Source organism: Tumebacillus flagellatus (genome assembly GCF_000714935.1).
Lineage (GTDB): Bacteria > Bacillota > Bacilli > Tumebacillales > Tumebacillaceae > Tumebacillus > Tumebacillus flagellatus.
The window spans coordinates 78,206-93,900 of record NZ_JMIR01000010.1 but is presented as its reverse complement, the minus strand read 5'-3'; the positions used below and the strand labels follow the sequence as shown (position 1 = coordinate 93,900).

Here is a 15,695-nt window from a genome sequence, read left to right as displayed (position 1 = left end):
AAACGTAACCACTGGAGGTAGAACCTATATGAAAAAAACCCTGCTGGCACTCGTCTTTTCTCTCACTTTGCTCTTCTCGCTGTTTGCAACTCCGAGCTACGCGATGTTCGAACTTTCGTCGCCGTACGGCGCTGCGTATACCCTCCCCTTCGGCAGCCAAGTCTACGGGCCGCCGATCCCGAGCAACCTCCCGCCGGTCATCGCCCGCTCCGGCACCGACCTGTTGAAGAAAGTCCAAGAAGCCGTCCCGGAGACGATCACCTACCAAGTCAAAGCGGGCGACTCGCTCTCCACCATCGCATCTGATTTCAACACCCAAACCCAAACGCTGGTCGAGTTGAACAACTTGCCCAACGCCAACATGTTGAAGATCAATCAGGAACTGAAAATTCCGAACCTTGAACGCAAACTGTTGCAACCGGGCCTCTCCGTCAAAAACGTCCTCAATGCGGACCTGACCGCCTACACCGCCGGATTCGAGTCGACCGGCAAACATCCGGGCGATCCGGGCTACGGCGTCACCGCGTCCGGCAAAGTGGTGCGAGACCAACAGACCATCGCCGTGGACCCGTCTGTCATTCCGCTGGGCACCAAAGTTTATATTGAAGGAATCGGTGTGCGGGTCGCCGAAGACACCGGCGGCGCGATCATCGGCAACCGCATCGACGTCTACATGAGCGATCTCTCCGCCGCCATTCAATTCGGGTACAAAAAAAACATCAAAGTCTACGTCCTCGACTCTTCCGCACAATCTTCATAACGTTTGAAAAAGGCGAAGGGACACTCTGTCCCCTCGCCTGTTCAACTTAGAAAAAATACCGCACCAACGCAATGCCGCCCATTCCCGTGATCACGGTCAAAAACAGATTGCGCGTCTTCCACGCCACCGCAATCGTCGGCAAACTGACCCAAAAATACAAGTTCGACCATGAAAAATCAAGATGCCCCTGCTGCAGCACGAGCGACGGAAGCAACATCGCCGCGAGCACGGCAACGGGCACATAGCGAAGCCACGCCACCACGATCGGCGGCAGCGTCCGCCCGGCGAGCAACCAGACGGGCAGCAGGCGCGGCACGACGGTGACGGCCGCCATTCCGAATAGGGTCAGCCAGATTGTTTTTTCGTCCACGATTCAAGCACCACCCCTAAACTTGCGCCGAGCACGGTCGCCAGCATCACCGACCATGTCGCGAAACCTGCTACTTGAAACACGACGGCGACGATCCCGCTGAACAGCGCGACGCCCACCGCTTTCCAATGGTGAATCTGCAACAGCAACAACGCCACAAACATCGCGGGCAACGCGTAGTCCAGCCCGAACGGCTTCACGTCGGTCAACATCGTGTTCGCCACAAACCCGAGCCAGGAACCGAAAATCCACGACAGGTGCGCCGTGATGTTCACCGCAAATACCTGACTTGCGGCCGGCACGCGTTTGCCAAACTGCACGCTGTGCAGCGCAAACGACTCATCGGTCAGCTCCGCCGCGAACAGCAGCCTCCGCACTTGCGGCCACCGCGCGAGATATGGCGAAACGGCCGCCGACATCAGCAAGTGACGCAAATTGACGATAAACGTCGTGAAGATGATCGACAGCATCGGCTGCCCGCTGGCGAACAACCCGGCTGCGATCAGTTGCGACGATCCCGCGTACACGATCAAGGACATCAACAACGTGGAAAAAAGCGACAAGTGTGCTTGCCCTGCCAGCACCCCGTAGGCGAACCCGATCGGGATGTAGCCCATCACGACGGGCAACGCTTGCAACACGCCGCGCACAACCGGCGAAGAGTCCGGACGCTCCTCGGAATTGACAACGCTCTGTGACATGAGTTGAGGGCTCCTTACTGGGTTCTCTTTTTGAATAGTCTATACAAAAACAGACTTGCACACAACTCGCGCAAGCCTGAATTTTAGACGCGATCAACACGAATCGCGAAGAGATCATGTGTACGCAAACGAATGCGTTCCTGCGGGTACACGCCTTGCAAAAGTTTCCCCGGGCAATAATAGCGGTACGACTCGCCGGCCACGCTCACCGTCACTTGGTAGAGCATGCCGATATAGGGCATCTGCACGCGGCTGACTTCTTCGAGCGTACCGGTGACGAGGTCGAGTTCTTCCGGTGCTTCCAACAGACGGGCATACGCGGCGTAATACATCGCGACCAACATCGTGTTGGCGTACGCCATCAGCGACCCGACGCACACGACCAACCCGACGGCAAACAGGCCGATGACCACGCTCCAGCGGATGTCTTGGCCCGCCGTCGCTTTGTAGATCACGACCGACAACACAGCGGCGATCATGAGGGCGGCTCCTGTCACCGTACGTTTCAAACGCAGGCGTTTGCCTTGCCACTCGATTGCGCGCTGTTTGACTTCGTACATCGTTCTCATGGAGGCTCTCACCCTTTCTGCTCTCTTCATTCTACTACGAACTCCGGCCGAACTGGGCTGAAAAATGGTGGAACCTTGACCTCGCAAGGGTGTGCGGATATCATGGGAGGAGAGCATTTTTGTACGTACCAGTCTAATTTTACTTGGAGGTTCCCGCCATGCATGCAGATGAGCTGAAGGAATTTCGTTTCTATTCCCTGATCAAAGTTCGGTTTGCCGAAACCGACATGAACGGACACATGAGTCACGTCTCGCCGATTATCTATATGGAACAGGCGCGCGCGGAGTTTATGGAGCAATTGAACATCTTCACTCCGGAGATCCTGATGCGCGAGCGCAAGACGTTCGTGCTGGCGTCGCAGTCGATCGACTACAAAGCCCAAGCGTATTACAACGAACGCCTGCGCATCTACTTGCGCGTATCGAGAATCGGCTCGTCCTCGCTCGATATGGAGTACGCGATCGTCAACGAAGAAACAAACCTGCTTTGCTGCAACGCCCGCTCCACCGTTGTCTTCTTCGATGCCAAAGCACAAAAAAGCACTCCCTTGCCGGCGGATCTGGCGGAGCGCATCGAAGAGTTGGAAGCGAAGTATGCGACCGTGTAATCACGGTCGTTTTTTCTTGCCGCAAAACGGGCAAACCAAGGAGGACAAAAAAAAGAAAAAGCCCCTTTCGTCACGTCTCATTGGCGAAAGGGACCACCTCCCAGTGCGAGAATCTGCGATACGGTCGCAATTTATTCTCATCAAAATATTTACTTGTCAGAACAAGTTCGGAACCGAACAGGTCTGGTTGACAGCTTATCGAATGATCTCGATCGGACCTTCCCCACGCTTGAGGAGTTTCGGGTAGGCTGTCTCCGGCTTGAGAATTCCAAGCAAGTAGTTAATGGCCACTTCCGGATCGACGGTGTCGCCGCAGGTATAGCAGTCGAGCGCTGCAAAGCCTTTCTCCGGGTATGTGTGAATAGACAGATGCGACTCCGACAGCAGAACAAGTACAGTTGCGCCTTGCGGTTCGAATTGCTTGTACTGCACGGACAAAACGTGTGCACCGGATTTCTCAGCTGCTTCGACCATACGGGATTTCAGGAATTCCGCATCGTTGATCAGTTCAAAGTCGATTCCCCACGCGTCTACAGCACAATGTCTCCCGAAAGTAGAGTATTCTTCCATCATCTACCTCGGCCCCCTTCCTATCAAACAATTTTTCGTCATTGTTCGCTAGGACCTACGTCATTCACTAGGGGGGAAGGTTAGTCCAAAGAGGTCCCAACCCTTTTCAGTGAATCCTGGTTCCTATTGTTCTTGACTCAACAGCAAAGAGAATATCATGTTTCCAAGGGAACTTCAATAGGTTTCCGAAAAGTTTTTCTGGAGAAATTTCAGGGTAGTATATTGGATGCATGAAAGGGTTTTCTTGTCGATACTTGACGAATATTTATGCAATTTGTCGAGGTTTTCCTGTATAGGTCAAAACCACGCTTCCACGCGTATCTTATGTGAATCGAAGAAGATTTGTCATCCTCGATTGTAAAGATTTTGTGGAAATGCAGTTATCGGCTTTCGAACATACTACAAGAGGAAGAGAGGAGGAGGATCCAATGGAGAACCAGGAGTTGCACGAAGGTGAGCTGCACGGCGAAGTCGGGGCTCATCTCGATGAGCTGTGCCAGTCGATCTGGAACTACTACGAAGACCATCCGGATTCGAAGCCGGTGGAAGTGACGATCAACAACGTCGGCACCGGCATTTTGGCGAAGAAGGACGAAGACGGGCTGTTTTTTGAGGCGAACGGAGATGAGTTCGACATTGAGGAGTTCTTCATGGAGAACAACTTGGAGTCGGACACGGTGAGCTTCCACAAGAAGCAATAAGAAACAACCCCAGGGGCGCTTCCCTGGGGTTGTTCTTGCCTGTTGACGGCTCTTCGGCCGTTTGTACATCAGGTCAGGCGGTTGAGCTTCATGAACAGCGCCGGGCCCGCCGCTTTGACCTGTTCGATCAAAGCTTGGGTGATTTCGGTGCCGCTTGCGGCGATCACGGTGCCGTTGTCGTCCGTGAGGTCTTCGCGCAGGCGCTTGCCGATCAAGAACGCGTACGGGCCGGAGGCGGCGGTGTTCAGCGGCGTCACGTTGTCCGCGACGGTTGCGGCGACTTCCTGTCCGGATGCTTCCACGACGGTCTCTGCAGCCTCTGCGGAGTTTTCTGCGGGGTCCGGAGTTGTGGCTGTTTTTTCCGCGGGTTCTTGGGCGGTTTCCGAGAGTGTGGAGACGATGCGGGACTCTTCCTTGATGACGAGGACATCGCGCCCGAAGGTCATGATGTTGTCGCGATGGAAGACGCGGATCGATTCGGTGTTGCCGTGCTCTGCGAAAGAGCAGGCGGTGACGGAGCCGGTCGCTTCGTCGACGTAATATTCGTGGACGACGCCCATGAGTTGTCCTTGACGAGAGAGGACGCGGGTGCCGATGATTTTATAGCCGAGCAAGACGAGGTCGCGTGCTCCGGCGACGTCGTTCAGGTCGCGGATGGAGTCGCTGGATTCGACGGTCATGGCAAAATCGCCGACGCCGATGACCGAATCGTACGGGAGGACGTGGACGCCGACGGCGTCGCGGTCGTTGTCGACCAGGACGAGGCGGACGGAACCGGAGGACGGTTCGATGACCAGTTGTTTGACGCGGCCGATTTCGGCGCCTTCGATTAGGGAGAAGATCGGCAAACCTTGAATTTGAGCAGAGCTTTTCATAGAGGATTACGCTCCTTGTTTCAATTCTTCCGAGGAAGCTTGCTGGTAGCAATCCGCAATTTCCTCAGCTAACATCGCTGACAGGCCGGCGTCCGTGCAGCAGCCGTACGCTTCCTCAAACACCCGCGCCGCCCCGCAGTAATTCCCCGTCGCTTTCGCCATGTACCCCTCGGCGATCTTCTCGTTCAACCACTCCGGAGAAACGGACACGACAGGCTCTTCAGCAACTTGTGCCTCAACAACTTGTGCCTCAACAACTTGTTCCTCGACAACTTGTTCTTCGACAACTTGTTCTTCGACAACTTGTTCCTCAACAACTTGTTCTTCGACAACTTGTTCTTCAACAACTTGTTCTTCAACAACTTGTTCTTCGACAACTTGTTCTTCGACAACTTGTTCTTCAACAACTTGTTCTTCAACAACTTGTTCTTCAACAACTTGTTCCTCAACAACTTGTTCTTCGACAACTTGTTCTTCGACAACTTGTTCTTCAACGATTATTTCTTCTGCTGCGAGTTCCTCGACAGCGTTATGTACTTCCACCGGCTCTTGGAGGGCTTCCACTGCGTCGAGGGCGGGAGCGGGCAAGTTCTGGGTTTGGGGTTCTTCTTCATATGTATTGCGGCAGAGGCTGAGCGCGAGTACGGCGCAGGAACAGACGGCGGCAATCGCAAGGTGCGAAATCTGCGGAGCCAGCCGCAGCACCAGTTCAAACGCTGCCAACGCCACCGGCAAACTCCCCCACCACCGCCATGCAGCCGACCACTTGCGGGCATACGACACCTCTTGATACAGCCCTGTACACGCCAAAGACAAGCCAACAGCCAATGCATACGTCACAAACATGACTCTCTGCGGCCTCCCTTCACAACGTAAACCAACGGTGCGCCTCTTGATTACTCCTATCTTAATCTCCCTCCACACTTTGCGCGTGAGACAAAAGGATTATTTTAAACTCACCCCCACACGCCTTTAGTCCTACCTCTCAAACATAAAAAAACACCCCGACCTCCAAGAGATCGGGGTGTTTCTCGCAAGGAAGAATCCTCGCTTACGCCATGCCAGCCTTCTTCTTCCATTCGAGAAGTTGGTCTTCCATGGTGTTGAACGGTTCGTTGGAACCTTCGGTTTTGTAGGTCATCGGTGCAGCGGAACCTTTCTTGCCTGCGCCTTTCGGACCTTTGTTACCGCCGCGGCGCGGACGGTCGCCAGCTTGGCCTTCCGGCTTCGGCTGGGTTTCTTTGATGGACAGCGAAATTTTGCCGCCTTCAACGTTGAGAACCTTGACTTGAACAACATCGCCGACTTTGAGAACGTCGTTGATATCATTGACAAAGGTATGAGAAACTTGGGAGATGTGGACGAGACCGGTTTGGCCCTCAGCAACTTCCACAAACGCACCAAACGATTTAATACCCGTGACTTTACCTTCAACGACAGAACCGACTGTGATAGACAAATTGCAACGCTCCTTTTTTGACAAACAAAAGATGTTTCCTATTATACAATTTCTTTCGCGCAAACACCACAAAAAAATGATTTGAAATGCACATGTCTTTTTTGCTACAATTTAGTGTATCAACCCATCCAAGGATGGGTTTCGAGGAGGTTGCATCAAATGCAAGGTACTGTTAAGTGGTTCAACGCAGAAAAAGGTTACGGTTTCATCGAGCAAGAAGGCGGCGAAGACGTGTTCGTACACTTCTCCGCAATCCAATCCGAAGGTTTCAAAACCCTCGACGAAGGCCAACGCGTAGAGTTCGAAATCGTTGAAGGCCCGCGCGGCAAGCAAGCTGCGAACGTCAACAAGCTCTAATTCTCGCGCACTACACGAGAACGTTTCGTTTACATAAAGTAAATAACGTTTTCTAACCTGCGAAGAGGAAACCAAACAGAAAAGTCTCCGGCGATTCACCTCGCCGGAGACTTTTTTGTTGCAGCGCCGCTGAAACCAGCGGCGCTTTTCTATTATTTATTGGACAGCCCACCAGAGATACGCATCGTGCAACGTCGGAGAAACATGGCTGACTTCGCCCTCCGGCGCGGCTTGCGCGATCTCGCGGACACAGACATGCGTTTCATCGCGTTGCTGTTCCAAGACCAATCGTCCGGTTTCTGCCGGCATCTGCTCGGTCAAGTAGACGAACACTTTGCCCTCCACCCACTCATACGCGGTGTTCGTGTCGACGACGACCGCTTGCTTCTCCGGATGCAAGAGGCAGACTTTGTCGGTCAGCCCTTCGACGGCGTGATCCGGCGCCCCCGCCACGACCACCACGCGGTCCTTGGCGATCTCGCGCAACGAGTAGCCGATGAACAGGCGTTCCGATTCACTCAAGTCTTCCAGCACTTCATCGAGCAAGAGCAGCTTCGGATCGTGCAACAACGCCCGTGCGACCAACGCTTGGGCCTTCGCCAATTTCGGCAGCGTTCCGATGCGGCGCTCCGCATGCGCCGTCAAGCGCATCCGTCGCAGCGCCTCCAGCGCCAAATCCGGCGTCACTCCCGTTTCCAGCAGATAATCCAGCACGGTATATGATTCGAAAGCCTCCAACTCCTGTGAGACGTAACACACCTCGTCCGACGCAATGCCCGCGTCCGACTCGATGATCTGCTTCAACAACCGTGTCTTCCCCGCACCACGCGGACCCAACACTGCGTTGAACCCCGTCTCGAATTGCAGACCGTTAACTTCGATCATCATTGCAACTACACCCCCGTTTGCTTGCTCAAAACCTTCAAAATTCGAAATATAAACTCATAATACAACAGGCCATGTACCCAATTTCAGCTCTATTGACTATTTAGACGCTTCAGACAGGCATTCGGTTTCACTTTTTAGCCAAATTTTTTGCAAGAGCAGCGCCTTACCAACAGTCAATCTGTATTATAGACCAGATTCACAATCACAACAATCGACTTCTTGCACCATTTTACGTGTCGAAAAACATTTGTTAACAAGGTAAAGGTTTTCCAGCAAACTCATAGAATATATGGACAGTCCCGCGTCCCTTTTTTCGTATACTTTGTCGAAAGGAAGGGATGAGAGATGACCCAACTTAGCAACGCGTTTCTTCGCAGACGTGAATTGGATCAACTGAAACAGGAGGAACTGGAGGATTTGGAATATCACCTGCAATACCGCCGCAAAGGTCTGTTGCAGAAACTGGAACAACTCAACCGCGACCTCCTCGACATCGAATCCGATCGCCAAAAAGTCGTTCAAGAGCTCAGCAAACGCGGCCTGCACGCATAATTTTCAAGGGGAGACGCATAAGTTGCCGCGTCTTCCCTTGACTAGTATTAAATTGTTGTAAATAATAATACATAGTAAACTAAGAATAAAACCAAAGAGAGAACGGTTCTGATATCGGGTGTTTGGGGAGGGGATATCGTGTATACGTCCAAAGGGTGGATGCGATTCTGCCTTTTTTTGCTGATGACGGCCGGGACTGGCTCTTGGGTGATGGAATGCCGAGAGTTCGGCCGCAGAATCTGGATGGGAGCTCCGATTCCGTGGTGGAGGTACCTGGAATACGGCTTCAACTTATTGTTTGTGTTCACGACGCTCATTTTCGTGGTCAGCTCGATACGCCGCAAAGCGAAAAGCCTGGATGCGGACACGCTGGTGCAGTTGATCACTCCGTTCATGGTCGACGCGACCGCCGCTTCGGGAAGCGATTCGCGAAAAGTTCCCCCCTCCGTTTTTCATTTGCTGCAATCGCTCGATGTGCAGCGAAACTTGATGCGGCAATGTTTTGAGCACGCGCCGTTTGGCGTGCTGTTCTTGGCGCGCCGGCGGTCGACCCTCTACACCAACCCGGTTTTTTTGAAGATGGCGGAACGGTCGACAGCCGATTTGTACAACAAGCCGGAAGAGACGTTTCACTCGCTGTTCTTCAGCGAAGAGAACAACTCCTGGCTCGATGGGCTCGGCAGCGTTCACGACGCGCTGGAACGCCGATTCTGCTATCTGCGCCAACCCGGCGGTTCGATGATTCCCGTGCTGCTCACCGGATTTCCGTTGACCGGTTCCAAGCAGAGCGATCCGGCGGGATTCATCCTGTTCATCGAGGACGTCTCCCCCGCGCACCAATTGCGCATCTTGCAGCATCATCACTCGTTTGTGCTGAACTCTCTGCATCACGGCGTGGTCGTCACCGACCTCAACTTGGAAGTCTCCTACGCCAACGAATCGTTTGGCGAGTTGTTCGGTTTGGAGATCGGCGATTTGCTTGGACAGGCTTTGCACGGCATCTTGCCGCTGGACTCCAATCTGTCCAGCCAATTGGCGCGATGGGCCCGACTGGCGCGGGAGACGGGAGACAGCCAATTTGCGCAATTTGATTTTCGACTCTCCGACGGGCGGGTGCGGCACATTCAGATCACGGTCACCCCGCTGCGGGATGCCGACGCTTCGCTGATGGGGCTGCTCATGCTCTACCAAGACCGTTCGGCGGAAGTGGAGTTGCAAGAGACGATGCGGCGCAACGACCAACTGGAAACCGTCTCGCAGATGGCGGCGTCGATCGCGCATGAAGTGCGCAACCCGATGACCAGCGTGCAGGGCTTTTTGCAACTGATGGCCCGCGAAATCGACCCGGCGCACACGCATTCGATGTACTTGACCGTGATGGAAGAAGACCTGAAGCGCATCAACTCGATCATCACCGAATACTTGAATTTCTCGCGCATGGGCAACGGTTCCAAGGAAGAGGTGCGCATCGGCACGCTCTTGCACAACACCTACACCCTGCTGCAGAGCGAAGCCAACCTCAAGGGCATTCAAATTGAACTCCACCGGATCGAACCCGACCCGTTGATCACCGTCTCTCCGAATTCGCTCAAGCAAGTGCTGATCAACCTCGCCCGCAACGCGATGGAAGCGATGGGCGAAATCGGCGGCGGCTTGCTGACGCTCAGCGTCGAACAAACCCCGGACGGCGTTTGCCTGCTCGTGCAAGACACGGGCCCGGGCATCGCGCCCGATCATCTGGCCCGCATCTTCTCTCCGTTTTACACCACCAAAAACACCGGGACGGGCCTTGGACTTTTCATATCCAAGAAGATCATCGAAGAGCACAACGGAACGCTGCAAGTCACCACGGAACTCGGCGCGGGCACGGTGTTTCGCATCTTCCTGCCCCGCTGATGTTCTCCATAAAAAAGGAACCGACCCCAACGCGGCCGGTTCTTTTTTTCATTCTCGCCCCGCTTTCAGCGTGTTGATGTGAATGTGGAGGTAGACGTTGTCCGGGTCGCGCTCCGCCACCCGCTCCAAGCATTGGATCGCCTGCTCCTGCCGCCCGTCGAGGCGGTACAGTTCAGAGAGCACCACGCTGGAGCTCTGATGCTCCGGCAAGGTTTCAAGCAGCGACTCCAACAGCCCGATCAGCCAGCCACGCCCCTTCTGCTCCACCTCGGGCGGGCACTGTTTTCCGGAAATCCACTTGTGCACGCCGGCAACGAGGCGGGTGGCGAGATCGGTCTGCTCATCTGGACGGTCGTTGAGAGCGCGGATGCCTGCAAACAGCACCTGCACCCAGTCGAGCGGTCGACCCGCTTCCTCCAGCAATTCCGCGTAGTTCACATACACATTCCAATGCGGGTCGAGCGCCCGCATTCCGTCTTGAAACGCCGCTTCCGCTTCTGCCAGCCGTCCCAGCCGCTGCAACGTAACGGCGAGGTTGGCGTGAAACGCGCCGGAGATCGGCGACAGTTCCACCAAGCGGGCAAAGCATTCGGCCGATTCCAGATGGCGTCCCATCTCGTCAAGCACGACGCCCAATTCATTGAGCAACGGAATGTTGTCAGGGTCGCCCGCAAGCCCCAGCCGCAATTGCATCTCCGCTTCGGCAAAACGCTGCGACTGGCGGTACGCGGCGCTGAGGCGATGATGCGAGTGAAACTCGGCGGGTGCCAGCGCTCGCGCCTGCTCCATGACGCGGATGACATCTTGCACCCGTCCGTCCGCATGATACAGCCAGCCGAGCGCTTCCCACGCTTTGTGCATCAGCGGGCGAACGGCGGTCAATCGCTCCAACGCCTGCACGCCGCAGGACAACTGATCTTCAAGCCCGACGTCGAGCGCGGCGCCGATCAGTTGCTCCGCGCCTTCCTCCCACGCCGGGTCGCGCTCCACCGCTGCAAAAAAATCCTCAAACATCGCCTGAGGCGACGCGACTTCTCCCAACTCGGCCGCCAACATCCGATCCAACGCGGTAAAAAACGCCGCATTCGCTTCCCAATGTGGCGAGAGATCCTCACAGCCAAGGGCTTGCGGAGTACCCTGCGGCTCGATTTCCGCCAGCAGTTCCTGCATCAACACGGTGAAAAAAGCCCGGCACTCCGCCAGCGACCCGATCACCGTGCGAATCGTCTCGCGCCCGCTCCGCACGTCTACCACTTGCAGCCCGACCCTTGCTTCATCCTCCCCCATCGTCAACAGCCCGCCGACCACATACTGAGCTTCATATTGCTCCCCGATTTCGCAGAGCTCTTCGACTTTTTGCGTCTGTCCGGAAATCACCAGCTGCGGCCCCTCTTCGCTCTCTAAACAAAACGGAGCGAACACCGCGTCCGCCGCTCCCGCCTCCCCCAACCGCAAACTTAAATAGCGGGGCATCTGGCGGGCAAACGCGCACATCTGCTTCCCTTGCGAATCCGGCAGACTCCACGGCAACAGCAGCACTCGTTTCACAAGCAATTCCCCCCTTTCAAGAAAAAGACGACCAAAAACCCTACTTTCTGACAGGATTCAACCTATTCACCGACGAAGTACACATGAGGTATTTAGAAATTTAATCACAAAAGGAGGAAACCGTGTTGGCTCAGCACCGTCGCACATCGCGCCTCGCGATCGCCCTGCTGACCGTCTTCACCCTGATCTTGGGCCTGTTCCCTGGATTTGCGGAGCGAGTTGCAGCAGCCGATCTGATCACCTTGTCGAGAAGTGATTTCGTGATCGGATATCCGCCGACCACTGTCACAATCACGGGGAGCGATCTCTACAAATTCAAAAGCGACACGATTCTGTATCTGTTCGACTCCAAAAACCAAGACACCAACGCCGTCTCCGGAGTCCAAGTCGTGGACAGCAAGCACCTGAATTTCACGTTGCAACCCGGACTGCAGCCCGGGAAATACACGCTGCTGGTCAAATCGTACACGCAGACGATGATCGGGCTGAATGTCTTGACCAGTTCCGACCCGACGAATGTCACTGTCACTCCTGGAACCGCCGATGATATCCGCGTCGATTGGAGCGATCCGAGCGCCCTCGATATCAACGATATCGTCATTCAGTATAGTCTTATCGACCAGAATTCTTACTCGGGAACGGTTCACGTGCCGCGCGGTACCGGCACCTACACGTTCAAGAACTTGCAGAACAACAAATTCTACAAATTTTTCATCTATGCCATCAAGAGCGACAACACCAAAACCAACGGTGTGGTGATGACCAACGGCGGCATCGGCTACAAGGCCGTGGACACCACGCCGCCGGGCGACATCACCAATCTGAGAGTCGACACGATTCCCAACGGATTCATCCTGCGCTGGACAGACCCGGTCAACCCCGACTTCCCGAACAATCCGGCGCTCTCCGACCTCAGCATGATCACCGTTCAATACGCGGAGCACGGCAGCAGCAACTGGTCGGAGGGCTTCGTGGTCGCCAAGGGCGTCCAGACTGCCACCCTCTCGCCGATGAACACGGCGAAGCGGTACGACTTCCGCTTCACGAAGCTCGACATCAACGGCAACTGGAACTACCAAATCGACAACCACAACGGCTACGGGTACACGTCTGATACGACGCCGCCGAGCGAAGTCACGCAATTGCGTGTTTCCACCGCGTCCGATACCAGCGCCTATATCACATGGTATGACCCGACGACGACAGACTTTCACCACGTGAACCTGTACCTCAAGAGCTCGATGTCCACCGACTGGATTTCCGTCGGTCGCGCGGACAAAGGGCTGCAGAGCTTCCAGCTCAACGGCCTTGCGCCGGGCATCAGCTACCAGTTGAAAGTCAACACGGTCGACCAACTCGGCAACGAATCGATCTACGGCACCACCACGAGCACGTTCCGCACGAATTCCTTAAGCGACCTGAACGACTTGACCAACGTGAACATCCAACAGGAAGTCTCCGGCGGTCTGCAGATGACGTGGTTGTCGGATGCGGTCTCTTCGGTGAACTTCGACCGCTTCAAAATGTACTACGCACCGAACAACTCGGCCGATCCCAAGGACTTCAAGCCGACCGAACTGTCGAACAAAGGCACGAAAACCGCCTCGCTGCGCGACATGCCAACCGGTCTCTACAAGCTCGACATGCGACTCGTGGATTCGTTCGGTCTCATGCAGAGCTTGAAGCCGTTCAACAACAACGGCTCCGGCTACTACGTCTCCGGCACGGGCAACAACTTGCCGTCTGACGTCGGCAACGTCAAAGTGATCGCCACCGACGGGGTCAATCTCGACGTGACGTGGGATGCCGCCACCACCACCGGCACGCATGTGGAAGTCTACATCGCCGAGCGTTCGCAATACCCGTCGTGGAGGCTGCTCAGCAAAGTCGATAAGCGCAACCAGCGCTACACGGCGACCGGCCTCTCGAAAACCAAGGATTACTTCTTCAAACTCGTGGTCTTCGATTCCGCACGCAACTTGGAATCGCCGGGCGTGATTTACGACAACAGCGGCTACGGCTTCAACGTCATCGGCGGAGACCGGTATCCTCCGCAAGAAGTAACGTCGCCGGGAGCGAGCGTCTACATGAACTCGCTCGTGCTTTCTTACACGGAACCGCCGGATTCCGACTTCAACCACGTGAACGCGTATGTGCAACGCATGAACAGCGCCGAGACGAGCAACCCGGTCTTTGTCGTGCGCGGCAGCAACGGCACGACGATCCGCGACTTGATTCCGGGCGAGCGCTACACGGTACGCTTGACCACCGTGGATAATTCCGGCAACGAATCCGCCGGGATCACGCTTTCCAACAACGGCTCCGGCTATCTGATCGGCTCGTCGGGCGACCAACAGTCTACCGAAGTTCGCAACGCTTTGGCGATTCCGAACAACACGTCCTTGACGGTTCGCTTCTCCGATCCCGTCAACTTGGACTATGCCAAAACGTTGGTCTCGATCAAGAAAACCGGCGACAGCAGCTACGGTTCGGAACGCACTTTATACAAAGGCACCAATGAAACGGTGTTCACCGGGCTTGAGCCCAATCAATCGTACCAAGTGCGTCTGATCACCGTGACAACCTCCGGCAAGCAATCGAACGGTCTGACTCTCGGTCAATCCAACGGGATTCCGATGGCACCGATTTCCAACGTCTCGTCTCCGGTCGTCACGCCGGGTCAAAACCGCCTCACCGTGTCGTGGACCGATTCGACTTCGACCTCTCCGACCGCGATTGCCGTCGAGTTGCAAACGGTCGGCTCGACGACGTGGAGCGAGCCGCAATACGCCGTTGTGGGCACAGGATTCCTCGTGATGGACGGCCTTTCCAACACGAAATCCTACCGGGTGCGAATCACCGCGATGCGCAACGAAATCGGAGCGCCGAGCCTTCTTCTCGATGCCACCAACAACAACGGGAACGGGCCGGGCTATTCACCGCGCGAAGAGTCGATTGCTGCAGCGCCTTCCCATCTGCAAAAAAGCAGCTCTCCCAATGACACGCAAGACATTTCGATCACCGGGCGCAACACGAAGCTCAACGGAGTGCACACGGGAGATGTGACGGTTTACGACTCCAACCAAAACATCGTCAACAACGCCGTCAAACAAGTCTCGATCTACAGTTCCACCCGCTTGGACGTGCGCTTGACCCGCCAGCTGAGCACCGGCGTGTACACGCTGAAAGTGCACACCGTCGACGACGGCGACTTGACGACGCAGATCACCGTGCAAAGCGATGCTCCGAAACCGGAGATCTCGTCACTGAGCACGCCCTATGTCGACTACTCCTACAACTCGTTCACGATGACGCTCAACGGCTACGGCTTCAACAGCTCGTCACGCATCATCCTCGACAGCCAAACGATCACGCCGACGTCCGCCGATGCGCAGACGCTGACGTTCACGATGCCGGGCAACTTGCTCCCCGGCGTGCACAAAATCTACGTCAACACGGGCGGCACCACCACCGTGCCGATGAATTTCACCGTCTACCCGTTCAAGAGCGCTCTGGGCTTCCTGAACCTGCCGACGATGCGCAACGGAACCTACCACGGGGAATGGAACGTCACGAACATGGACTCCAACGCCCGCAGTACAAAAGTGATTTTGATCATTCGCCGCAACGGTCAATTTGTGGAGCAGCAAGAGCAAAACCTCTCGTTCTCCTCGTTTGAGACCAAGAAGATCAAACTCGATTTCGGCGGGGCCAACACCCCGTACGCGCTCGGTCCGACCCAGTCGATCTCCGTACAAGCGTTTCTCGTGGACACACTCACACAAAGCGCGCTTGCCGCTCCGACTGTGTACCGTACCGACGTAAATCTGTAACCAGGGAG

General features: G+C 55.4%; 16 protein-coding genes. 7 read left to right on the top strand and 9 right to left on the bottom strand.

The window, feature by feature from the left end; all coding sequences use genetic code 11:
* The first annotated feature begins 28 nt into the window (after positions 1-28).
* On the top strand, positions 29-760 hold the full coding sequence (locus EL26_RS25420; protein WP_038087061.1) for a 3D domain-containing protein: 732 nt from the start codon (positions 29-31) through the stop codon (positions 758-760).
* 46 nt (positions 761-806) lie between these two features.
* Here the strand turns inward: EL26_RS25420 and EL26_RS08945 are convergent, their stop codons facing one another.
* From EL26_RS08945 to EL26_RS08935, 3 genes are all read right to left on the bottom strand, one after another.
* Complete coding sequence (locus EL26_RS08945; protein ID WP_038087058.1) at positions 807-1,130, bottom strand: AzlD domain-containing protein; 324 nt, start codon at positions 1,128-1,130, stop codon at positions 807-809.
* Positions 1,106-1,831, bottom strand: coding sequence for an AzlC family ABC transporter permease (locus EL26_RS08940; protein WP_038087055.1), 726 nt, complete (start codon positions 1,829-1,831; stop codon positions 1,106-1,108). Before EL26_RS08940 ends, EL26_RS08945 begins: the two co-directional genes overlap by 25 nt.
* Before the next feature lie 83 nt (positions 1,832-1,914).
* Positions 1,915-2,400 (bottom strand): hypothetical protein, encoded by a 486-nt coding sequence (locus tag EL26_RS08935; protein ID WP_152559217.1) that lies wholly within the window; start codon positions 2,398-2,400, stop codon positions 1,915-1,917.
* A gap of 158 nt (positions 2,401-2,558) precedes the next feature.
* On the opposite strand from EL26_RS08935, the gene EL26_RS08930 reads away from it, so the two are divergent.
* Positions 2,559-3,008 carry an acyl-CoA thioesterase gene (locus EL26_RS08930; protein ID WP_052036167.1) on the top strand — a complete coding sequence of 150 codons (450 nt, stop codon included), beginning with the start codon at positions 2,559-2,561 and terminating at the stop codon, positions 3,006-3,008.
* 195 nt (positions 3,009-3,203) lie between these two features.
* Here the strand turns inward: EL26_RS08930 and speD are convergent, their stop codons facing one another.
* Positions 3,204-3,581 carry an adenosylmethionine decarboxylase gene (speD, locus tag EL26_RS08925; protein WP_052036166.1) on the bottom strand — a complete coding sequence of 126 codons (378 nt, stop codon included), beginning with the start codon at positions 3,579-3,581 and terminating at the stop codon, positions 3,204-3,206.
* Positions 3,582-4,006: 425 nt separating this feature from the next.
* Between speD and EL26_RS08920 the strand changes: the two genes are divergently transcribed.
* Positions 4,007-4,279, top strand: a complete 273-nt coding sequence (locus EL26_RS08920) for a hypothetical protein (RefSeq protein WP_038087050.1) — start codon at positions 4,007-4,009, stop codon at positions 4,277-4,279.
* A 68-nt stretch (positions 4,280-4,347) separates the two neighbouring features.
* Here EL26_RS08920 and EL26_RS23625 read toward each other — a convergent pair whose 3' ends face one another.
* The 3 genes from EL26_RS23625 to EL26_RS08900 all read right to left on the bottom strand — a co-directional run bounded on the left by EL26_RS23625 (position 4,348) and on the right by EL26_RS08900 (position 6,613).
* Positions 4,348-5,154 carry a PRC-barrel domain-containing protein gene (locus EL26_RS23625; protein WP_052036165.1) on the bottom strand — a complete coding sequence of 269 codons (807 nt, stop codon included), beginning with the start codon at positions 5,152-5,154 and terminating at the stop codon, positions 4,348-4,350.
* A gap of 6 nt (positions 5,155-5,160) precedes the next feature.
* Positions 5,161-5,883: a hypothetical protein gene (locus tag EL26_RS25415; protein ID WP_038087043.1), complete on the bottom strand. Its 723-nt coding sequence runs from the start codon at positions 5,881-5,883 to the stop codon at positions 5,161-5,163.
* Positions 5,884-6,205: 322 nt separating this feature from the next.
* A complete protein-coding gene (locus EL26_RS08900) occupies positions 6,206-6,613 on the bottom strand; it encodes a S1 RNA-binding domain-containing protein (protein WP_038087040.1) in 408 nt (135 codons plus the stop codon).
* Positions 6,614-6,772: 159 nt separating this feature from the next.
* Between EL26_RS08900 and EL26_RS08895 the strand changes: the two genes are divergently transcribed.
* On the top strand, positions 6,773-6,970 hold the full coding sequence (locus EL26_RS08895; protein WP_038087036.1) for a cold-shock protein: 198 nt from the start codon (positions 6,773-6,775) through the stop codon (positions 6,968-6,970).
* A gap of 156 nt (positions 6,971-7,126) precedes the next feature.
* On the opposite strand, the gene EL26_RS08890 is transcribed toward EL26_RS08895, so the two are convergent.
* Positions 7,127-7,858, bottom strand: coding sequence for an ATP-binding cassette domain-containing protein (locus EL26_RS08890; protein WP_038087034.1), 732 nt, complete (start codon positions 7,856-7,858; stop codon positions 7,127-7,129).
* Positions 7,859-8,203: 345 nt separating this feature from the next.
* On the opposite strand from EL26_RS08890, the gene EL26_RS08885 reads away from it, so the two are divergent.
* Positions 8,204-8,410, top strand: a complete 207-nt coding sequence (locus EL26_RS08885; RefSeq protein WP_038087032.1) for a hypothetical protein — start codon at positions 8,204-8,206, stop codon at positions 8,408-8,410.
* Positions 8,411-8,548: 138 nt separating this feature from the next.
* Positions 8,549-10,306, top strand: a complete 1,758-nt coding sequence (locus tag EL26_RS23620; protein WP_052036164.1) for an ATP-binding protein — start codon at positions 8,549-8,551, stop codon at positions 10,304-10,306.
* 48 nt (positions 10,307-10,354) lie between these two features.
* Here the strand turns inward: EL26_RS23620 and EL26_RS08875 are convergent, their stop codons facing one another.
* A complete protein-coding gene (locus tag EL26_RS08875) occupies positions 10,355-11,854 on the bottom strand; it encodes a tetratricopeptide repeat protein (protein ID WP_038087029.1) in 1,500 nt (499 codons plus the stop codon).
* A 125-nt stretch (positions 11,855-11,979) separates the two neighbouring features.
* Here EL26_RS08875 and EL26_RS08870 point away from each other — a divergent pair, with 125 nt between their 5' ends.
* Entirely contained in the window at positions 11,980-15,687 is a 3,708-nt protein-coding gene (locus EL26_RS08870; RefSeq protein WP_038087026.1) for a fibronectin type III domain-containing protein, read from the top strand.
* Positions 15,688-15,695: the final 8 nt, after the last annotated feature.